This window comes from Mycolicibacterium wolinskyi str. Jessa 2025 (genome assembly GCF_049241375.1).
In the GTDB taxonomy this organism is placed as follows: Bacteria; Actinomycetota; Actinomycetes; order Mycobacteriales; family Mycobacteriaceae; genus Mycobacterium; species Mycobacterium wolinskyi.
In genome coordinates, this window is record NZ_CP185960.1 from 5,831,952 (window position 1) to 5,850,623 (window position 18,672).

23 protein-coding genes are annotated in these 18,672 nt (G+C 67.0%); 11 read left to right on the top strand and 12 right to left on the bottom strand.

Going from position 1 to position 18,672, the window contains the following annotated elements:
- Positions 1-16 precede the first annotated feature (16 nt).
- Complete coding sequence (locus ACOI2T_RS28865) at positions 17-568, bottom strand: CGNR zinc finger domain-containing protein (RefSeq protein ID WP_085146614.1); 552 nt, start codon at positions 566-568, stop codon at positions 17-19.
- Positions 569-646: 78 nt separating this feature from the next.
- On the opposite strand from ACOI2T_RS28865, the gene ACOI2T_RS28870 reads away from it, so the two are divergent.
- Genes ACOI2T_RS28870 through ACOI2T_RS28890 form a run of 5 tightly spaced genes read left to right on the top strand, consistent with a single transcriptional unit; the run spans position 647 to position 4,759 of the window.
- On the top strand, positions 647-1,699 hold the full coding sequence (locus ACOI2T_RS28870) for an EamA family transporter (protein ID WP_409502031.1): 1,053 nt from the start codon (positions 647-649) through the stop codon (positions 1,697-1,699).
- A gap of 39 nt (positions 1,700-1,738) precedes the next feature.
- Positions 1,739-2,389, top strand: coding sequence for a cutinase family protein (locus tag ACOI2T_RS28875; protein ID WP_067843582.1), 651 nt, complete (start codon positions 1,739-1,741; stop codon positions 2,387-2,389).
- A 25-nt stretch (positions 2,390-2,414) separates the two neighbouring features.
- Complete coding sequence (locus ACOI2T_RS28880; protein ID WP_067842456.1) at positions 2,415-3,086, top strand: cutinase family protein; 672 nt, start codon at positions 2,415-2,417, stop codon at positions 3,084-3,086.
- A gap of 53 nt (positions 3,087-3,139) precedes the next feature.
- The gene (locus ACOI2T_RS28885; RefSeq protein WP_409502032.1) at positions 3,140-3,853 is read left to right on the top strand and encodes a cutinase family protein; all 714 of its coding nucleotides are present in this window, start codon (positions 3,140-3,142) and stop codon (positions 3,851-3,853) included.
- A 39-nt stretch (positions 3,854-3,892) separates the two neighbouring features.
- Positions 3,893-4,759 carry a hypothetical protein gene (locus tag ACOI2T_RS28890; RefSeq protein ID WP_409502033.1) on the top strand — a complete coding sequence of 289 codons (867 nt, stop codon included), beginning with the start codon at positions 3,893-3,895 and terminating at the stop codon, positions 4,757-4,759.
- A 116-nt stretch (positions 4,760-4,875) separates the two neighbouring features.
- Here the strand turns inward: ACOI2T_RS28890 and truA are convergent, their stop codons facing one another.
- The 8 genes from truA to infA all read right to left on the bottom strand — a co-directional run bounded on the left by truA (position 4,876) and on the right by infA (position 9,507).
- The gene (gene truA / locus ACOI2T_RS28895) at positions 4,876-5,736 is read right to left on the bottom strand and encodes a tRNA pseudouridine(38-40) synthase TruA (RefSeq protein ID WP_409502034.1); all 861 of its coding nucleotides are present in this window, start codon (positions 5,734-5,736) and stop codon (positions 4,876-4,878) included.
- Between the two features lie 19 nt (positions 5,737-5,755).
- On the bottom strand, positions 5,756-6,304 hold the full coding sequence (gene rplQ / locus ACOI2T_RS28900) for a 50S ribosomal protein L17 (protein ID WP_409502035.1): 549 nt from the start codon (positions 6,302-6,304) through the stop codon (positions 5,756-5,758).
- Between the two features lie 58 nt (positions 6,305-6,362).
- Positions 6,363-7,415, bottom strand: a complete 1,053-nt coding sequence (locus ACOI2T_RS28905) for a DNA-directed RNA polymerase subunit alpha (protein ID WP_067842444.1) — start codon at positions 7,413-7,415, stop codon at positions 6,363-6,365.
- An 86-nt stretch (positions 7,416-7,501) separates the two neighbouring features.
- Positions 7,502-8,107: a 30S ribosomal protein S4 gene (rpsD, locus tag ACOI2T_RS28910; RefSeq protein ID WP_067842441.1), complete on the bottom strand. Its 606-nt coding sequence runs from the start codon at positions 8,105-8,107 to the stop codon at positions 7,502-7,504.
- Positions 8,108-8,121: 14 nt separating this feature from the next.
- Positions 8,122-8,541 (bottom strand): 30S ribosomal protein S11, encoded by a 420-nt coding sequence (gene rpsK / locus ACOI2T_RS28915; RefSeq protein WP_067842438.1) that lies wholly within the window; start codon positions 8,539-8,541, stop codon positions 8,122-8,124.
- Positions 8,542-8,544: 3 nt separating this feature from the next.
- Positions 8,545-8,919, bottom strand: a complete 375-nt coding sequence (rpsM, locus tag ACOI2T_RS28920) for a 30S ribosomal protein S13 (protein WP_004571523.1) — start codon at positions 8,917-8,919, stop codon at positions 8,545-8,547.
- A 169-nt stretch (positions 8,920-9,088) separates the two neighbouring features.
- The gene (gene rpmJ, locus ACOI2T_RS28925; RefSeq protein ID WP_003879483.1) at positions 9,089-9,202 is read right to left on the bottom strand and encodes a 50S ribosomal protein L36; all 114 of its coding nucleotides are present in this window, start codon (positions 9,200-9,202) and stop codon (positions 9,089-9,091) included.
- Positions 9,203-9,285: 83 nt separating this feature from the next.
- Positions 9,286-9,507, bottom strand: coding sequence for a translation initiation factor IF-1 (gene infA / locus ACOI2T_RS28930; RefSeq protein ID WP_003418601.1), 222 nt, complete (start codon positions 9,505-9,507; stop codon positions 9,286-9,288).
- A gap of 299 nt (positions 9,508-9,806) precedes the next feature.
- Here infA and ACOI2T_RS28935 point away from each other — a divergent pair, with 299 nt between their 5' ends.
- The 4 genes from ACOI2T_RS28935 to ACOI2T_RS28950 are packed head-to-tail and all read left to right on the top strand — an operon-like array spanning position 9,807 to position 15,129.
- Positions 9,807-10,301 (top strand): NfeD family membrane protein, encoded by a 495-nt coding sequence (locus ACOI2T_RS28935; RefSeq protein ID WP_198538762.1) that lies wholly within the window; start codon positions 9,807-9,809, stop codon positions 10,299-10,301.
- Between the two features lie 21 nt (positions 10,302-10,322).
- On the top strand, positions 10,323-11,876 hold the full coding sequence (locus tag ACOI2T_RS28940) for a flotillin family protein (RefSeq protein ID WP_067842433.1): 1,554 nt from the start codon (positions 10,323-10,325) through the stop codon (positions 11,874-11,876).
- A 50-nt stretch (positions 11,877-11,926) separates the two neighbouring features.
- Complete coding sequence (locus ACOI2T_RS28945) at positions 11,927-13,618, top strand: NAD(P)/FAD-dependent oxidoreductase (protein WP_409502036.1); 1,692 nt, start codon at positions 11,927-11,929, stop codon at positions 13,616-13,618.
- 41 nt (positions 13,619-13,659) lie between these two features.
- Entirely contained in the window at positions 13,660-15,129 is a 1,470-nt protein-coding gene (locus ACOI2T_RS28950; protein ID WP_409502037.1) for an ATP-binding protein, read from the top strand.
- Here ACOI2T_RS28950 and ACOI2T_RS28955 read toward each other — a convergent pair whose 3' ends face one another.
- From ACOI2T_RS28955 to vapB, 3 genes are all read right to left on the bottom strand, one after another.
- The gene (locus ACOI2T_RS28955) at positions 15,130-16,044 is read right to left on the bottom strand and encodes an AEC family transporter (protein ID WP_409502038.1); all 915 of its coding nucleotides are present in this window, start codon (positions 16,042-16,044) and stop codon (positions 15,130-15,132) included.
- A gap of 104 nt (positions 16,045-16,148) precedes the next feature.
- Positions 16,149-16,553, bottom strand: a complete 405-nt coding sequence (locus ACOI2T_RS28960; protein WP_234790670.1) for a PIN domain nuclease — start codon at positions 16,551-16,553, stop codon at positions 16,149-16,151.
- A complete protein-coding gene (vapB, locus tag ACOI2T_RS28965) occupies positions 16,550-16,777 on the bottom strand; it encodes a type II toxin-antitoxin system VapB family antitoxin (RefSeq protein WP_067842417.1) in 228 nt (75 codons plus the stop codon). The genes ACOI2T_RS28960 and vapB overlap by 4 nt, the downstream gene beginning before the upstream one ends.
- 112 nt (positions 16,778-16,889) lie before the next feature.
- Between vapB and ACOI2T_RS28970 the strand changes: the two genes are divergently transcribed.
- Together ACOI2T_RS28970 and ACOI2T_RS28975 are read left to right on the top strand one after the other, a co-directional pair.
- On the top strand, positions 16,890-17,741 hold the full coding sequence (locus ACOI2T_RS28970; RefSeq protein ID WP_067842414.1) for an LLM class F420-dependent oxidoreductase: 852 nt from the start codon (positions 16,890-16,892) through the stop codon (positions 17,739-17,741).
- Between the two features lie 16 nt (positions 17,742-17,757).
- Positions 17,758-18,624 carry an LLM class F420-dependent oxidoreductase gene (locus tag ACOI2T_RS28975; protein WP_409502039.1) on the top strand — a complete coding sequence of 289 codons (867 nt, stop codon included), beginning with the start codon at positions 17,758-17,760 and terminating at the stop codon, positions 18,622-18,624.
- The last annotated feature ends 48 nt before the right edge of the window (positions 18,625-18,672 follow it).

Here is an 18,672-nt window from a genome sequence, read left to right on the forward strand (position 1 = left end):
GACGGCCTTCGGACAGTTATTCCTCGCGCTGGCGCTGCCGGTACGCCGCGACATGTTGGCGGTTGCCGCAGTTGCCCGTATCGCAGAACATGCGGGACCGGTTGCGGGACAGATCGGTCAGCACGGCTTCGCAGTCGGGGGCCGCGCAGATCTTGAGCCGCCGCAGCTCACCACCGCGGATCAGGTCGGCCAGCGCCATCGCCATCTCGGCACCCATCCGCTGCCACAGCGGGTCGTCGGCCGAAGCCAGGTGCAGATGCCAGTCCGGCATCTCGGGGTGTCGCGTCAACCACGGCGAGGCCTTGGTGTCCCCGAGGAGCCCGTTCACCAAGGCGACGGCGGCCTCCTCGTCCTCCGCCGCGCCCCAAATCTCTCCGAGCCGCACGCGAAGCCCCTGCACGGCGCTCAGCTCGGCAGCGTCGCGGTCCCGGCGGCCCGTCCAGCCGAAGTGATCCAGGTAGGCGTCGAGCGCCGCCAGGTCGGCGAGTTGGTCGCCGTCCACCCGATCACTGTTGACCAGCACGGCGGCGGCCCGGAGTGTGAGCTCCGTGTCATAAGTAAAAAGCATTTGACTCATGACCCCCTTCCGTCGTAGCGTCATGACCAAAATTGATTTTACTCATTACATCCTCGGGGAGGTGCATCGATGGCCACAGCGACCGGGCCGGCCAAGCTCAACCGGACGTCCGCCGACAACCATTTTCGGCTCGGGCTGCTGCTTGCCGTCAGCTCAGCGCTGGCGTTCGGGTCGTCGGGCCCGTTCGCCAAGGCGTTGATGGAGGCCGGCTGGAGCCCGACGGCGGCCGTGACTGCCCGGCTCGCGGGCGGCGCCGTCGCGATGGCCGTGTTCGCGACCATCGTGCGCCCCGGCTGGATCCGCGAAGTCACCCGGCACGCCAAGACCGTCGTCGCGTACGGTCTCATCCCCATCGCGGGCGCCCAGCTGTGCTACTACAACGCCGTCGCGCATCTGTCGGTCGGCGTCGCGCTGCTGCTCGAATACACCGCGCCGATCCTCGTCGTCGGCTGGCTGTGGGCCACGACGCGCCGGCGCCCCAGCGCGATGACGTTCGCCGGTGTCGCACTGGCGGTCGCCGGGATCATGTTGGTGCTCGACGTGTTCAGCGGTGCCCACATCAACGTCGTCGGAGTCACGTGGGGCCTGGCCGCCGCGATCTGCGCGGCCTGCTACTTCATGATGTCCAACCAGGCGAGCACCGACGGCGCGGGCCTCAACCCGATCAGCCTGGCCACCGGCGGCCTGATCATCGGAACGACCGGCGTGGCGCTGCTCGGCTTCACCGGCGTGATGCCGCTGGCCTTCACCACCAACTCCGTGGACATCGCGGGCTTCACGACGTCGTGGCTCGTGCCGGTCATCGCACTCGGCCTCATCCCCACCGCGATCGCCTACACGCTCGGCATCCTGAGCATCTCGCGACTCAAGCCGAGGTTCGCGTCCCTGGTCGGCCTGTCCGAGGTGATGTTCGCGGTGCTGATCGCGTGGATCATGTTGGGCGAGGCCATCACCCCGATCCAGGCGCTCGGCGGTGCGGTGGTGCTCGCGGGGCTCGCGCTCGCGCGTCAGGGTGATCGCAGTGAGCAGAAGGCCGAGCGATCCTCGGCCGTGTCCGAGGCGTGCTGGCCCGATAATCCGGTGCAGAATGTGACGGGCGAGCAAACGATTAGCCGTGGCTAAGCATTTTGTGTGAATATTGCGATCGTGACTTTCCTCCGGATGCCGGCCCGGGTGGCCGCGATCGCCTCAGCAGTTCTGTGCGCCGGTGCCGCCCTGGCCGCGATTCCAGCGCCGGTCGCCAGCGCCGAACCGTGCCCCGACATCGAGGTGGTGTTCGCCCGAGGCACCAGTGAGCCCGCCGGCGTCGGCCGTGTCGGCCAGGCGTTGGCCGATGCGCTGCGGGGTCAGGTCGGCGGTCGCACGGTGAGCACGTACGCCGTGAACTACCCGGCGACCTACGACTTCATGGCCGCCGCCGACGGCGCCACCGACGCGACCAACCACATCGCCGCGATGGCCGAGAGTTGCCCGTCGACGCGCATCGTGCTGGGTGGCTACTCGCAGGGAGCCGCCGTCGTGGACATGCTGCTGGGGATCCCGCCGCTGGGCAACCGGGTCGGCGACATCGGTTCGGCTCCCCCGCTGCCGGGCAACCTGTCGAACAACATCGCCGCGGTCGCAGTGTTCGGCAATCCCTCGGCCAAGTTCGGTATCCCGGTGACCTCCAGCCGATTCGGCGGGCGCGCGATCGACATGTGCAGCGACGGCGATCCCATCTGCTCCGATGGGCGCAACCCGTTCGCGCACACCCACTACGAGAGCTCGGCCTTCATCCCTCAGGCCGCGGGTTTCATCGCCGGACTGGTGTAGTCAGCAAGACCGGCTAACATTTGGTGTGACTTTTGATCTTGTTCGCCGTTACACCCTTCTCGTAGCGTCCGCCGTGCTGACCGCCACGGCCGTACTCGTCAGCCCTGTGCTGGCATCGACGTCCGTCGGCAGCCTCGGCGTGGCGTCCGCCGCTGACTGCCCCGATGTCGAGGTCGTTTTCGCCCGCGGCACGGACGAAGCACCCGGGCTCGGCCGGATCGGCAACGCCTTCGTCAACTCACTGCGCAACAAGGTCGGCGGCCGCTCGGTGGGCGCCTACGCGGTGAACTACCCGGCGAGCTACGACTTCCTGGCCGCGGCCAACGGCGCGAACGACGCCAGCGCCCACATCCAGTGGATGGTGAACAACTGCCCGGCGACGCGACTGGTGCTCGGCGGCTACTCACAGGGCGCCGCGGTGATCGACGTGATCGCCGCCGTCCCGTTCCCGGCGGTCGGCTTCAACTCACCGCTGCCGCCCAACGTGCCCGAGCACGTCGCCGCCGTCGCGGTGTTCGGCAACCCGTCGGCAAAGCTCGGCCTGCCGCTGACCGCAAGCCCGGTGTACGGCTCGCGCGCGATCGATCTGTGCAACGCCAACGATCCCGTCTGCACCAACGGAGACAGTGTTCCGGCACACCGCGCATACGAGGGGCCGGCCGATCAGGCAGCGAGTTTCGTGGCGGGATTACTGTAATTCGCACGACGCGATCGGCTACGTCGTCAATTTCCTCCGCTACGATCGCTTAGGTGGTCGAACATTCCGTCAACTCCGGGGAAAAGCGGCGGACCGGACGGCTTCGCCGATGGCTGTGTGCGGCGGCCACCGTGCTGGCCGCGGCGGCCGTCGCACCGGTGGTTTCCGCCGTCGCGCCAACCGCTCTGCCCGTAGCCGAAGCGGCACCCTGTCCCGAGGTCGAGGTGGTGTTCGCCCGCGGGCGCACCGAGCCGGCCGGTGTGGGCACCCTCGGCAACGCGTTCGTCAACGCGCTGCGCTCCAAGGTCGACAAGAACATCGGCGTCTATGCCGTGAAGTACCCGGCCGACACCGAGATCGACATCGGCGCCAACGACATGAGCCAGCACATCCGGTACATGATGGACAACTGCCCGGACACCCGGCTGGTCGTCGGCGGGTACTCGTTGGGCGCCGCGGTCGCCGACGTCGTGCTGGCCGTCCCGATCACGGCCTTCGGCTTCAAGACCCCGCTGCCGGCCGGCGCCGACACCCATATCGCCGCCATCGCGTTGTTCGGCAACGGCGCGGCCTGGGTCGGACCGATCACCAACTTCAGCCCGCTCTACAGCGACCGCACCATCGAGCTCTGCCACGGTGCCGACCCGATCTGCAACCCGGCCGATCCGAACACGTGGCGCAACAACTGGCCCGATCACCTCGCGGGCGCCTACATCGACGGCGGGATGGTCAACCAGGCCGCGGACTTCGTGGCGGGCCGGTTGTAGCGCACTCGAGTTGTCGGTGGGCTCGTCGATGCTTGCCCCATGGACAGAGAACGGCCACGCCCGTTTCTGGGTAGCGAGGCGATACGCGCCGGGCTGCTCACCGCACACGAACTGCGGACGAATTATCGCGCCGTGTACCGCAACGTCTATCTGGCCAACGAGGTCACCGTCACGCCGGTGTTGCGGGCTCGAGCGGCGTGGCTGTTCGCCGGTCCGGACGCGGTGCTGAGCGGGCTGTCGGCCGCGGCGGTGCACGGGACCAAGTGGATTCCCGTCGACGCTCCGGCCGAGGTCGTACAGGACAACCGGCACGCGCCCGACGGTCTCCGGGCCCGCTCGTATGTCCTTGCACCACAAGATGTCTGCGAGGTCGACGGGATGCGGGTCACGACTATGGCGCGGACGGCGTTCGACCTTGGCCGCTTCTTGCCCCGCAGCGAAGCAGTGCCGATCTTGGACGCACTGATGAACAAGACCGGCCTCGACCCGCACGACGTGTGGTCGTTGGGCAAAGCGAATCCGGGAATTAGAGGCGTCAACCGCCTGCGGGAGTCCCTGGCCGACGCCGACGGCGGTGCCGAATCGCCGCTCGAGACACACACTCGGCTCACGCTCCGCTGCATGGGAGTACCAGGACTCGAAACTCGGATTCCGCTCTACGACCAGTGGGGCCTGGTGTGCACCCACGTGGCGATGGGTTGGCCTCGGTGGAAGGTGGCCGTCGAATGCGACGAGGGGCTGAATTCTGCCCGCCATCGAACGTGGGTACACGCGCACACCGCAGAGCTCGAAGAACGCGACTGGTCGGTCGTGTGGGTCACCGCGTCGGTGATCTTCGGCCAGAACAACCTCAGGGAGCAGGTGCGGCGGAAGTTGTCGGCCGCTGCGCGTCGGCGAGCGAGCTGACCACATGCTCCGTGCCAGACACTGTGCCGAACGTGCAACCTTTTGCGGCAGATCTGCGAGATCTCAACAGAACCCTGCACGTTCGTCACAGTGCGCCGACCGGCAACTGTGCGGGGTCAGAGCGTGCGCAGATCCCGAGTGACGGCGGTCCGGCTGGCCATCTGATCGTCAGGCGGGTAGTCGACCCGCACGAGCGTCAGACCGCGAGCAGGCGCGGCCGCGAAATCACTGGACCGGCCCGTAGCACTGAGAAGTGTTGCGGTCCAGTCGGTTTCACGACGACCCCCGCCCACCTTGAGCAGCGCACCGACCAATGAGCGGACCATGTTCCAGCAGAACGCATCGGCGGTGACGTAGGCGGTGATGTAGTGGCCGTCGCGGACCCATTCGAGCCGTTGCAGATCCCGGATCGTCGTCGCACCGGCGCGGTAACGGCAGAACGCGGCGAAATCGTGCAGCCCCACCAACTCCTGCGATGCCGCCGTCATGGCCTCGACATCCAGCGGCCGCGACCACGGCGTCACGAACCGGGCCTCCTGCGGCTCGACGCCATACGGCGCGGTGCTCAGCCGGTAGACGTAGTGCCGGCGGAGCGCCGAGAATCGCGCGTCGAAACCCGCAGGCGCGCGCGTGATCTCGCGCACGCGCACGTCAGCGGGCAGGAACCGGGCGAGCCGGCGAACCAGCGGGAGAAACTCGGAGTCGCCCGGCCGCGCCGTGCGCGGATAGGCATGGGGCAGCGCATCGACCGGAACGTCGACGTGAGCGACCTGGCCGGTCGCGTGCACGCCCGTGTCGGTCCGGCCCGCGGTCCGGGTCACGACGGGCGTGCGGAACACCGTCGTCAACGCCTCGTCGATCACTCCGGCGACCGTGCGTTGGCCGGCCTGCACCGCCCACCCGGCGAATTCGGTGCCGTCGTAGGCGATGTCGAGCCGAAGACGAACATGCCCGCCACCGGAATCGATGGCGGGCATGTCGCGAGTGTCCGGAGGACTACTTGGCGTCATCCTTGGCTTCAGCCTCGGTGGCCTCCTCGGCCGGAGCCTCGGTGGTCTCCTCAGTCTCGGCCGGAGCCTCGGTGGTCTCCTCGACCTTGTCCTCGGCAGGAGCCTCCTCAGCAGGAGCCTCGGCCTTGGCCTGCGAAGCGGCCGCGCGGCGAGCACGGTCAGCCTCGGAGGTCACGGTCTTCTCCCGCACCAGCTCGATGACGGCCATGGGGGCATTGTCGCCCTTGCGGTTCTCGACCTTGATGATGCGGGTGTAGCCACCGTTGCGGTCAGCGAAGAACGGACCGATCTCGGCGAACAGGGTGTGGACCACATCCTTGTCGCGGATCTTCTTCATGACCTCGCGCCGGTTGTGCAGCTGGCCCTTCTTGGCGTGGGTGATCAGCTTCTCGGCGTACGGACGCAGCGCCCGTGCCTTCGGCTCGGTCGTCTTGATGCGGCCGTGCTCGAACAGCGACGTGGCCAGGTTGGCCAAGAGCGCCTTCTGGTGCGAGGACGACCCGCCGAGGCGAGGACCCTTGGTGGGCTTGGGCATTGCGACTATCTCCTAAATGGGGCCGGCCCCCGTATCAGGTAGGACCGGGACGGTTTCGTTAGAGCTGTTCGGTTTCGGCGTAGTCCTGGTTGTCGTCCAGGTCGTAGCCGGCATCGCTGGTCCAGGTTCCGGTTGCGGCGTCGTAACCGGCGACCTCGGACGGATCGAACGTGGCCGGGCTGTCCTTGAGCGAGAGACCCAGCTGGTGCAGCTTGATCTTGACCTCGTCGATGGACTTCTGGCCGAAGTTACGGATGTCCAGCAGGTCGGACTCCGTGCGGGCGACGAGCTCGCCCACCGTGTGCACACCCTCGCGCTTGAGGCAGTTGTACGAGCGCACCGTCAGGTCCAGGTCGTCGATCGGCAACGCGAAGCTGGCGATGTGATCGGCCTCGGCGGGCGACGGCCCGATCTCGATGCCCTCGGCCTCGACATTGAGTTCCCGTGCGAGACCGAACAATTCGACCAGGGTCTTGCCTGCCGACGCCAGGGCGTCACGCGGGCTGATCGAGTTCTTGGTCTCGACGTCCAGGATCAGCTTGTCGAAGTCGGTGCGCTGCTCGACACGGGTGGCCTCGACCTTGTAGGTCACCTTCAGCACCGGGCTGTAGATCGAGTCGACCGGGATACGGCCGATCTCGGCGCCCGAGGCCTTGTTCTGCACGGCCGGGACGTAGCCGCGGCCGCGCTCGACGACGAGCTCGACCTCAAGCTTGCCCTTGTCGTTCAGGGTGGCGATGTGCATGTCGGGGTTGTGCACCGTCACACCGGCCGGCGGCACGATGTCACCGGCGGTGACCGCACCGGGGCCCTGCTTGCGCAGGTACATGGTGACCGGCTCGTCCTCCTCCGAGGACACGACCAGACCCTTGAGGTTCAGGATGATGTCGGTGACGTCTTCCTTCACCCCGGGGACGGTGGTGAACTCGTGCAGCACACCGTCGATGCGGATGCTGGTGACGGCCGCGCCCGGGATGGACGACAGCAGCGTGCGCCGAAGCGAGTTGCCGAGGGTGTAACCGAAGCCGGGCTCCAGGGGCTCGATGACGAACTTGGAGCGGTTTTCGGCGACGCTCTCCTCGGACAGTGTGGGTCGCTGAGAGATCAGCATGGTGTTTCTATCTCCTTCTCGGCACCCGCTATTTGATGCCGGTCAGTTGCCTGTGTGGCCGGTCGGCCACACAGGAGCCAGCTCTACTACTTCGAGTAGAGCTCGACGATGAGCTGCTCGGTGAGCGGCACGTCGATCTGCGCACGCTCGGGCAGCTGGTGGACGAGGACGCGCTGACGCTCGCCGACGACCTGCAGCCAGGACGGGATCGGGCGCTCACCCGCGGTCTGCCGGGCAACCTCGAACGGCAGGGTGTTGAGCGACTTGTCCTTGATGTCAATGATGTCGTACTGCGACACCCGGTAGCTGGGGATGTCGACCTTCACGCCGTTGACCAGGAAGTGGCCGTGGCTGACCAGCTGACGCGCCATGCGGCGGGTGCGGGCCAGGCCTGCGCGGTACACGACGTTGTCCAGCCGGCTCTCGAGGATGCGCAGCAGGTTGTCACCGGTCTTGCCGGGCTGACGCACTGCTTCCTCGTAGTAGCGGCGGAACTGCTTCTCCATCACGCCGTAGCTGAAACGCGCCTTCTGCTTCTCCTGAAGCTGCTGGCGGTATTCGCTCTCCTTGATCCGCGCGCGACCGTGCTGACCGGGCGGGTAAGGGCGCTTCTCGAACGACTGATCTCCGCCGACCAGGTCGACGCCGAGACGACGCGACTTGCGGGTCGCGGGGCCGGTGTAACGAGCCATTTTCTAGATCCTTCCTAGACCCGGCGCCGCTTGGGCGGACGGCAGCCGTTGTGCGGCTGCGGGGTGACGTCGGAAATCGCGCCCACCTCGAGGCCGGCGGCCTGCAGCGAGCGGATGGCGGTCTCACGGCCCGAGCCGGGACCCTTGACGAACACGTCGACCTTCTTGACGCCGTGCTCCTGCGCCTTGCGGGCGGCGTTCTCGGCGGCCAGCTGCGCGGCGAACGGAGTCGACTTACGCGAGCCCTTGAAGCCCACGTGGCCCGACGACGCCCAGGCGATGACGTTGCCCTGCGGGTCGGTGATCGACACGATCGTGTTGTTGAACGTGCTCTTGATGTGCGCAGCGCCGTGCGGGACGTTCTTCTTTTCCCGGCGGCGAGTGGTCTTACCGCGCTTGGCGGCCGTACCTGCTGCCTTCTTTGCTGGGGGCATAGTCTACCTGGCCTTCTTCTTGCCGGCGATGGTGCGCTTCGGGCCCTTGCGGGTGCGCGCGTTGGTCTTGGTGCGCTGGCCACGCACGGGCAGGCCACGGCGGTGGCGCAGGCCCTGGTAGCAGCCGATCTCGATCTTGCGGCGAATGTCGGCCTGCACCTCACGGCGCAGGTCGCCCTCAACCTTGAGGTTGCCTTCGATGTAATCGCGCAGGACGGTCACCTGATCGTCGGTCAGGTCCTTCGTGCGCATGTTCTTGTCGATGCCCGTCGCGGCGAGAATCTCGTTCGAGCGGGTACGGCCGATGCCGTAGATGTAGGTCAGCGCGATCTCCATGCGCTTGTCGCGCGGAAGATCAACGCCCACGAGGCGTGCCATGTGGCGGTATTCCTTCTTCTATGCGGAGGTCTGATCCCAGCCCGTTCCCGTCAGCCCCTAAGGGCTCTCCGGGGTCCGGCCTCCGTTCCGGACGTGTGCGAATGGCCTATCCATTCAGTGGTGCTGGGAGGTCTGCATTCAGTTGTGATGTGCCGTCAGCTGGGGCTGGTCAGCCCTGACGCTGCTTGTGGCGCGGATCGCTGCAGATCACCATGACCCGCCCATGCCGGCGGATCACCCTGCACTTATCGCAGATGGGCTTGACGCTCGGGTTCACCTTCACGGCTGTTTCGATCCTTCTAGGTCTGTCGATGACGCGCGGATGCGCGACACGTGCTCTTGTCGTTTCGGTCGGGCTCGGTTATGTCACTTGTACCGGTACACAATGCGGCCCCGGGACAGGTCGTAGGGAGAAAGCTCCACCACTACCCGGTCCTCGGGCAGGATGCGGATGTAGTGCTGCCGCATCTTCCCGCTGATGTGGGCCAGGACCTTGTGTCCGTTCTCCAGCTCAATGCGGAACATCGCATTGGGCAGGGGTTCGACCACGCGACCCTCGACCTCGATGGCACCGTCTTTCTTGGCCATACTGTCTGGCGATCCTTGCTTTCGTTTCGTATCGTGCGCCCGTCGGCACAGCGACCATCCGACTTCAAAACGTGAGCCGAATCGACAGAATTCCGGTAAATCCAGAACGGGGCACGCAGAAAGTCGGCACGGAAGCCGCACCGTTGGTCCACAATACCCGCTCATCGGCCTGCGCCAAAATCACGGCTGGCCAGCGTGCGGGCACCAAATATTCATGCACGCGAGCCGCCCGTGACACGTGACAATGGTTCATAGTGATTTGCGCCATCCGCGGCGCAGAAGCGGAGACGAGACACGTGATGGCTGTGTACCTGGCGGCGTTCGTCGTCGGCGGCGTCGCCCTGCTGTCTGCGCTGTTGCTGGCCGACATCGGCCACGGCGACGGTATGCCCTTCCTGAGCCTCACCGGGGTGTCGGCCGCGCTGGTCGGCGCGGGCACCGGTGGCCTGATCGGCACCTGGGTCGGGATGGAGACCTTCGCAACCGCACTGTTGGCCGGGGCCTGCGCCGTCGTGCTGGTGTTCGTGCTCAACGGCGTGCTCCTGCCCTACCTGCGCCGCCAGCAGTCCAACTCCCACAAGGGCCGCTCCTCCTATATCGGCCTGCTCGGCACCGTCACCCTCGAAGTGCCCGCGGGCGGCTGGGGTGAGGTGTCGTTCGTCGACGCCGACGGCAATCGGGTGTTCTCGCGCGCCAAGAGCGACGAACCGGCCGCGCTGCCCAAGTCCACCCGTATCTACATCGCCGACATCGACTCCGATTTCGTGCATGTCGTCGCTGTTCCAGAGACCTGACCCGCTAGAAAGGCCATCACCGTGTCCCTGCTGCTCATCGTCGTACTGGCCGCTATCGCCGCGATCTTGATCCTGGTGGTGCTGCCCATGGTCTACGTCAAGAACTACATCAAGGTCCCGCCCAACGAGGTCGCGGTGTTCACCGGCCGCGGCCAACCGAAGGTCGTGCGCGGCGGCGCGCGGTTCCGGATGCCCGGCATCGAGCGCGTCGACATCATGAGCCTCGAACCGTTCAACGTCAGCATCAACCTGCAGAACGCACTGTCGAACAACGGTGTGCCGGTCAACGTCGAAGCCGTCGGCCTGGTCCGCATCGGATCGGCCGACGAAGCCGTGCAGACCGCGGTGCAGCGCTTCCTGACCTCCGACCTGAACGAGTTGCAGCGCCAGATCAACGAGATCCTGGCCGGCAGCCTGCGCGGTATCACCGCGACGATGACGGTCGAGGACCTCAACTCCAACCGCGACACGTTGGCCCGCAGCGTTGTCGAGGAGGCCGGTGGTGACCTCGCACGCATCGGCATGGAGGTCGACGTTCTCAAGATCGCCGGCATCTCGGACGCCAACGACTACCTCAAGTCCCTGGGCCAGCGCAGAATCGCCGAGGTCAAGCGCGACGCGACGGTCGGCACCGCCGAGGCCGAGCGCGACGCACAGATCCAGTCGGCCAAGGCCCGCCAGGAAGGTTCGATCGCGCAGGCCGAGGCGGACACCGCGATCGCGACGGCCAACCAGAAACGCGACGTCGAGCTCGCGCGGTTGCGCGCACAGACCGAGGCCGAGAACGCACAGGCCGATCAGGCCGGGCCGCTCGCCAACGCGCGCGCCCAGAAGGACGTCGGCATCGCGATCGAGCAGGCCGAGGCGGCCCGCGTGCAGGCCCGCATCGAGGTCGAGCAGCGGCGCGCCGAGCAGGCACAGGCCGCCCTGCAGGCCGACGTGATCGCGCCCGCCGAGGCGAAACGACAGGCCGACATCGCGATCGCCGAAGGCCAGCGCCAGTCCTCGATCCTGGCGGCCGAGGCCGCGGCGGAGACCGAGCGGCGCAAGGGTCAGGCCGAGGCCGACGCCCGCAAGGCCGCCGCCGACGCGCTGCGGGTCGAGAAGCAGGCCGAGGCCGACAGCCTCCAGGCCAAGCTGGTCGCGGAGGCCGCGGGCAAGAAGGAACTCGCGGACGCGTTGCGCGTCGAACAGCAGGCCGAGGCGGCCGGTATCGAGGCCAAGCTGCTCGCCGAGGCGAACGGCAAGAAGGAGATCGCGGCCGCCCTCAACAGCTACACCGCGGATGCGGCACGGCTGCTGATGCTGCCGGACGTCCTGCAGTCGGTGGTCAAGGCGACCGAGGCGGCCGCGACGCCGCTCGGCGAGATCGAACGGCTCTCGATCATCGGCGGCTCGAGCGACACCCAGGACGCGGTCGGCGGCCTGCTCGGCGTCAGCCCGCTCGCGGTGGCCAAGATCCTCGAATCACTCAAGTCGTCGGGCATCGACGTGGCCGCGTTGCTCAACCGGTCCGAAGCTCCGGTGCCGCCGGTCGCGCCGGACGGCAATGGATCGCTGTCGCACGTCGAGTAGCGGCCTGACCAAGAAAATCGCTGGCTGGGGAGCGCATAATTAGTGGCGATATGACTGGACCCGCTCCCCAGCCCCGCAAACCCGTAATTCTCAGCGTCGACGACGATCCCGCCGTGTCCCGTGCCGTGGCTCGTGACCTACGCCGCCACTACGGCGAGCGGTACCGCGTCGTGCGTGCGGAGTCGGGTCCGGACGCCCTGGAAACGCTCAACGAACTCAAGCTGCGCGGTGACACCGTTGCGGTGTTCGTCGCCGACTACCGGATGCCGCAGATGAGCGGCATCGAGTTCCTCGAAGCCGCGATGGATCTGTACCCGATGGCCCGCCGCGTGCTGTTGACGGCTTACGCCGACACCACTGCGGCGATCGCGGCCATCAACGTCGTCGACCTCGACCATTACCTGCTCAAGCCGTGGGATCCGCCGGAGGAGAAGCTCTACCCGGTGATCGACGGCCTGCTGGAGGCCTGGCACGCCGTCGGGGACCGCGCGATTCCGTACACCAAGGTGATCGGTCACCAGTGGAGCCCGCGATCGTGGGAGGTGCGCCAGTTCCTGGCCCGCAACCAGCACACGTACCGCGCGTTCACGGCCGACGAGCCCAAGGGGCGCCAGCTTCTGGAGGCGGCGGGCCTCGACGGCCTGCAGCTGCCGGTCGTGATCACCGAAGGCGGCACCACGCTCGTCGAGCCCACCGACGGCGAGCTCGCCGACATGCTGGGCCTGTCCACGAGCCCGTCGCTGACGATGTATGACCTCGCCGTCATCGGCGGCGGCCCGGCCGGCCTGGCCGCGGCGGTGTACGGCGCGTCCGAGGGGCTCAAGACCGTGCTCATCGAGGGCACCACGACGGGCGGGCAGGCCAGCCGCAGTTCCCGCATCGAGAACTACCTGGGCTTCCCCACCGGCGTCTCGGGCGCCGAGCTCGCGACGTCGGCCCGCAGGCAAGCCGAACGCTTCGGCGCCGAGGTCATCACCACTCGTGAGGCCACCCAACTCGACGTCGCGGGCGCGGCCCGCACCATCACGTTCGCCGACGGCGACACCATCGGTGCGCGGGCGGTGATCCTGGCGACGGGCGTCGACTACCGCCAGCTTCCCGTACCGGGATGCTGGGACGATCCCGACAATCCGGTCAACTACGTCGGCCGCGGCGTCTACTACGGCGCCTCGGTGTCCGACGCGTCGGAATGCAAGGACGAGGACGTGTTCATCGTCGGCGGCGCCAACTCGGCGGGCCAGGCCGCGATGTTCATGGCCCGCGAGGCCAACTCGGTGACGATGGTGGTCCGCGGCCCGTCGCTGGAAGCGTCGATGTCCTACTACCTGATCCAGCAGATCGAGCAGAACCCGAAGATCCGGGTCCTGACCTGCACCGAGGTGGTCAAGGCGATCGGTGAGGACGACCACCTGGTCGGCCTGGTCCTGCAGAACAAGCGCACCGGCGAGCAGGAAGAGGTGCGGTCGAGCCGGCTGTGCTGCTTCATCGGGGCGACGCCGCGCACCGACTGGCTCGAAGGTGTCGTGGCCCGCGACGACCACGGTTTCATCCTGGCCGGACCCGATCTGCGGGACGTGTGCGGCTGGACCCTGGAACGTCCGCCGCATCACCTGGAAACAAGTGTGCCCGGTGTGTTTGTTGCAGGAGACGTGCGCGCCGAATCCGCGAAGCGGGTGGCGGCCGCGGTCGGCGAAGGGTCGATGGCGGTGATGCTGGTGCACCGCTACCTGGCCGAGGCATGAGGTCGGCCCCGCCGACGAAGCATGAGGAGTAGACGACGGATATGAGCGAAGTGTGTGTTCGCGACGAACTACGGACGCTGTTCCTGTTCGAGCATCTCTCCGACGAGCAACTCGACACCCTGTGCGAGGCCGGCAGCATCGAGACCTTCCCGGCAGGCCCGATCGTCACCGAGGGCGACCCGGCCACATGCTTCTACGTGATGCTCGAAGGCGAGCTCATCATGTCGAAGCGGTCGGGCGGCGTCGACCTCCAGACGAACCGGACCTCCCAGCGCGGCGTCTACTTCGGCGCCTGGTCGGCCTACATTCCCGGTGAGGAACACATCTACGAGGCGTCGGTACGACTGACGCAGCCCTCGCGGGTGTTCGTGCTCGACGCCAACGCGTTCGCGGCGTTCATGCAGTCGCAGTTTCCGATGGCCGTGCACCTGCTCGAAGGGCACAAGGTCGGCGGGCGTCGGCAGAGCCAGATCATCGGTCAGCGCGAGAAGCTGCTGGCCCTCGGCACCATCACGGCGGGGCTGACCCACCAGCTGAACAATCCGGCCGCGGCCACCGCGCGTGCCGTCGCCGACCTCCGCGAAGGCGTCGGCAAGATGCGCCACAAGCTCGCGATGCTCGCCGACGGCAAGTTCACCCCGGAAGCGCTGCGCGTGCTGGTCACCATCCAGGACGAGGTGGCCGAGCAGGTCGCCAAGAGCAAGGGGCTCGAGCTCACCGCGCTGGAGACCTCCGACCGCGAGGACCAGATCGGCGACTGGCTCGAGGATCACGGCATCTCGAGTGCGTGGGACTACGCGCCGACGTTCGTCGAGGCGGGCCTCGACATCGACTGGCTCGAGCGCATCGAGGCGTCGGTCGACGATGTCGACGCGTCGGCGTCGCTGCAGGGCGCGATCGGGTGGCTCAAGTACACGATCGACACCGAATTGCGGATGAACGAGATCGCCGAGGCGAGCAAGCGCATCTCGGCGCTGCTGGCCGGCGCCAAGCAGTACTCGCAGATGGACCGGGGCTCCTACCAGAGCGCCGACGTCCACGAACTGCTGCGCAGCACGCTCATGATGTTCGGCGGCAAGATCGGCAAGGATCAGCCGATCACCCTCGTCAAGGACATGGACAAGTCGTTGCCCGAATTGCAGTGCTATCCGGGCGATCTCAACCAGGTGTGGACCAACATCATCGACAACGCCATCCAGGCGATGGACGGGCACGGCACGCTGACCATCCGTACCGCCCGCGAGAACGACGAGATGATCCGCGTCGAGATCTGCGACGACGGCCCGGGCATCCCCGAGGAAATCATCGGCCGGATCTTCACCCCGTTCTTCACCACCAAACCGTTCGGTGAGGGCACCGGGCTCGGCCTCGACCTGGCCTGGCGCATCGTCGTCGAGAAGCACAACGGCGACCTGCGGGTGCACTCCGAACCGGGCAACACCCGCTTCGTCGTGCTGCTGCCGTTGCAGGCTCCCGCACCCCTTTCGGCGGCCGTCGAATCCGCCGAGTAGTCACTCCGTCAGCGCGACGACGGCCACGATCACGGGGACGGCCAGGATCGTGCTGATCAGTGTCGCGTCCCGGGCAAGCGTTTCCCCGCGCTTGTACAAGGCGGCGTAGGTGTTGATGTTCTGCGCCGACGGCAGCGCGGCCAGCACGGTGGCGATCTCGAGCTGGTGATGGTCGGCGCCGAGCGCCCAAGCCACGCCGTACGCAACCGCGGGCATCAGCAAGATCTTGAACGCGATCGCAAGCGCGAGCTCGCCGCGGTGCGGGTGCCCGTCGCCGCGCGTGCGCGCACTCAGGGATATACCGAACGCGAGCAGCACGGTCGGCACGGCCAGCGCGGCGAGCAGTTCGAGCGGATCGCGCAAGACCTGCGGCAGGTCGACATCGGTCTCGGCCAGGATCAGCCCGACGGCGCTCGCCGCGATGATCGGGTTGGTGAACAGGCTCAGCACGCGTTTGGCGACCGGCTTGTGCCGGGAGTTCTCGGCGTCGAGCAGCCCGAGGCTGATGGGCGCCAGGACCAGGATCTGGAACAGGATGATCGCCGATACCTCGGTGGTGCTGCCCAGCACGTAGGCGCTGACCGGGATACCGAGATTGCCCGCGTTGACGTAGGACGCCAGCATCGAGCCGATGACGGTCTCGCCGCGCGGGCGGCGCATCAGCTTGGCGATCCCGAAATACAACACGTACACCGCCATCGCGGCGACGGCCGACGCCAACAACAACAGCGAAAACACTTGGGACAGTTGAGCATCGGCGAGGCCGATCAGCATCAATGCCGGGACGCCGATGTGGAACGCCGCGCGGTTGAGCACCATTCTCGCGTTCTCGCCGAGGACGTCGTAGCGCCCCACGATGATTCCGACGACGATGACGATCGCGATGACGGCGAAGGCCTGCAATACAGCCAGCACCTACCGGGCCTTCCGTCTGATGAGTCGTCTCCTCGCGCGATCCGTTTATTTCGCTCGCGGAGAATTATCGCGCAGGGCGCAGCAGGCGCCCAATCGTGGCGAAGTCACATCCGCAATTGTTCGATCGGCTGTCCGGAGATCTCGGCGATGAGGTCGTAGTCCTTGTCGATTGCGAGAACTGTGAGGCCGGCGATCTCCGCGGTTGACGCCACGAGTAGATCGGGGATCGACGGTGCGCGATGCTGCCCTCGGTCCGCCAGCAGCAGTTGCATCTCGACGGCGCGATCCTCGGCTGCAGGCGTGAGGTACTCCACCGGCATGAGAGACAGTGGCGGAGACACCACTTCATGTCGGGCTTGGGCTGCCGTGCGGAACGAGTAGCCGATTTCCAGCCGGGTGACGGTGCTGAGCCGCACCAGTCCACGTTCGATGCGATCGATCCAGAGGTCCGCATCCGGCGACACCGCCAAGCGGGTGTAGGCAGATTTGTCGATGAGCCAGACTGTCATCGCCACGCATCACGCATGACGTCGGGGTCGTCGAGGTCTGCAGCCGCCGCAGCGGCGCGGCGCATGTCATCGACGGTGATCCTGCCGTGCGGCAGGGACTCGGCGCGCTCGGCTTCGAATCGACGCCGCAGGTACTCCTGGCGGGACAATCCCTGTTCGGCCGCCGCAGCATCGATGCGGGCAACTGCCGCGTCGGACAATCCCCTGATCAGCACATCAGCCATATCCAAGCCTCCTGATATCAACGATATCGCAGGACTGCGACACAACCTCCGTGCTCAGAATCGGCGTGATTCGTCCGGAATAGCCACGCCGGGGTGCCGGGTTGACCGAACCATGACGCAGACCACAGCTCAGCCCACAAAACCTGATCTCGGCAAGTACGGCTCGTTCGGTCGCGGTGTGACGCCCGCGCAAGCCAAGGACATCGAGGCGCTCGGCTACGGCGCGGTCTGGGTCGGTGGCTCGCCGCCCGCCGAGCTGGAGTGGGTGGAGCCGATCCTGGAGGCCACCACGACGCTGCAGGTCGCCACCGGCATCGTCAACATCTGGACGGCGGACGCCGGCCCCGTCTCGGAGTCGTTTCATCGCATCGAGTCGGCCTATCCCGGGCGCTTCCTGCTCGGTATCGGTGTCGGGCACCGCGAAGCCATCGGCGAATACCGCAAGCCACTCGACGCGCTCACCGACTACCTGAACAAACTCGACGAGTACGGCGTCCCCAAGCACCGTCGCGTGGTGGCCGCCCTCGGACCGAAGGTGTTGCAGCTGTCGGCCGAGCGCTCGGCGGGCGCGCACCCGTACCTCACGACGCCCGAACACACCGCCCAGGCCCGCGAGGTGCTCGGGCCCGACGCGTTTCTCGCGCCCGAGCACAAGGCGGTCCTCACCACCGACGCGGACAAGGCGCGCACCGTCGGCCGCAAGGCGCTCGACATCTACCTCGGGCTGACCAACTACCTCAACAACTTCAAGCGGCTCGGGTTCACCGACGAGGATCTGGCCAAGCCCGGCAGCGACCGGTTCATCGACGCCGTCGTCGCGTATGGCACCGTTGAAGCCGTCGCCGCGCGCCTCAAGGAGCATCTGGACGCCGGCGCCGACCACGTACCCGTGCAGGTGCTGACCTCACCGGAGAAACTGGTGCCGGCACTGGCTGAACTCGCCGGACCGCTGGGCCTGGCCTGAGGACAAGGACGACTTTGTGACCGAAGCACTTTCACTCAAACCTGATCTCGGCCGCTACGGCGTGTGGACGCTCGGCGCGGTCAAGCCCGAGCAGGCCGCCGAGATCGAGAAGCTCGGCTACGGCGCCGTGTGGATCGGCGGATCCCCCGCGGCCGATCTCGCATCCGTCGAGCCGATCCTCGACAACACCGAGAACCTGCAGGTGGCCACCGGCATCGTCAACATCTGGACGGCCGACGCCAACCAGGTGGCGGAGTCCTTCCACCGCATCGAGGCCGCGCATCCCGGGCGGTTCCTGCTGGGGGTCGGCGTCGGCCACCCCGAGCACACCGACGAGTACCGCAAGCCCTACGACGCCCTCGTCGAATACCTCGACGTGCTCGACGCCGCCAAGGTGCCGACGAGTCGCCTGGTGCTCGCGGCGCTCGGCGACAAGGTGCTCAAGCTGTCGGCACGCCGCAGCGCCGGTGCCCATCCCTACCTGACCACACCCGAGCACACCGAGCACGCGCGCGACGTGCTCGGCGAGACGGTGTTCCTGGCGCCCGAGCACAAGGTGGTGCTGACCACCGATTCGGCCGAGGCGCGCAAGATCGGCCGCGAGACGGTCGACTTCTACCTCAACCTGAGCAACTACCTCAACAACTTCAAGCGGCTCGGGTTCACCGAGAAAGACATCGCCAAGCCCGGCAGCGACAAGTTGATCGACGCGGTCGTCGCGCACGGAACGGCGGGCGATATCGCCGCACGGCTGCGCCAGCACATCGCGGCAGGCGCCGATCACGTGACGATCCAGGTGCTCGGCGGTTGGGACAAGCTGATCCCCACGCTCACCGAGCTCGCCGGCCCCCTCGGCCTGAACGAGGACCTGGGAGAGGACTAACCCCACACCGCGAGCGACCGTGTTTGTACACCGACACGCCGTCAAACA

Excerpts from the sequence above, each read along its gene's own strand:
- ACOI2T_RS28890 (WP_409502033.1), top strand. The coding sequence starts at position 3,893 with ATGGACAGAGAACGGCCACGCCCGTTTCTGGGTAGCGAGGCGATACGC.
- rpsK (WP_067842438.1), bottom strand. The coding sequence starts at position 8,541 with ATGCCCCCAGCAAAGAAGGCAGCAGGTACGGCCGCCAAGCGCGGTAAG.
- infA (WP_003418601.1), bottom strand. The coding sequence starts at position 9,507 with ATGGCCAAGAAAGACGGTGCCATCGAGGTCGAGGGTCGCGTGGTCGAA.
- ACOI2T_RS28870 (WP_409502031.1), top strand. The coding sequence starts at position 647 with ATGGCCACAGCGACCGGGCCGGCCAAGCTCAACCGGACGTCCGCCGAC.
- ACOI2T_RS28875 (WP_067843582.1), top strand. The coding sequence starts at position 1,739 with ATGCCGGCCCGGGTGGCCGCGATCGCCTCAGCAGTTCTGTGCGCCGGT.
- ACOI2T_RS28945 (WP_409502036.1), top strand. The coding sequence starts at position 11,927 with ATGACTGGACCCGCTCCCCAGCCCCGCAAACCCGTAATTCTCAGCGTC.
- ACOI2T_RS28970 (WP_067842414.1), top strand. The coding sequence starts at position 16,890 with ATGACGCAGACCACAGCTCAGCCCACAAAACCTGATCTCGGCAAGTAC.
- ACOI2T_RS28950 (WP_409502037.1), top strand. The coding sequence starts at position 13,660 with ATGAGCGAAGTGTGTGTTCGCGACGAACTACGGACGCTGTTCCTGTTC.
- rplQ (WP_409502035.1), bottom strand. The coding sequence starts at position 6,304 with ATGCCCAAGCCCACCAAGGGTCCTCGCCTCGGCGGGTCGTCCTCGCAC.
- ACOI2T_RS28935 (WP_198538762.1), top strand. The coding sequence starts at position 9,807 with ATGGCTGTGTACCTGGCGGCGTTCGTCGTCGGCGGCGTCGCCCTGCTG.
- rpsD (WP_067842441.1), bottom strand. The coding sequence starts at position 8,107 with ATGGCTCGTTACACCGGCCCCGCGACCCGCAAGTCGCGTCGTCTCGGC.
- ACOI2T_RS28960 (WP_234790670.1), bottom strand. The coding sequence starts at position 16,553 with ATGACAGTCTGGCTCATCGACAAATCTGCCTACACCCGCTTGGCGGTG.
- ACOI2T_RS28905 (WP_067842444.1), bottom strand. The coding sequence starts at position 7,415 with ATGCTGATCTCTCAGCGACCCACACTGTCCGAGGAGAGCGTCGCCGAA.
- rpsM (WP_004571523.1), bottom strand. The coding sequence starts at position 8,919 with ATGGCACGCCTCGTGGGCGTTGATCTTCCGCGCGACAAGCGCATGGAG.
- vapB (WP_067842417.1), bottom strand. The coding sequence starts at position 16,777 with ATGGCTGATGTGCTGATCAGGGGATTGTCCGACGCGGCAGTTGCCCGC.
- ACOI2T_RS28865 (WP_085146614.1), bottom strand. The coding sequence starts at position 568 with ATGCTTTTTACTTATGACACGGAGCTCACACTCCGGGCCGCCGCCGTG.
- truA (WP_409502034.1), bottom strand. The coding sequence starts at position 5,736 with ATGCCCGCCATCGATTCCGGTGGCGGGCATGTTCGTCTTCGGCTCGAC.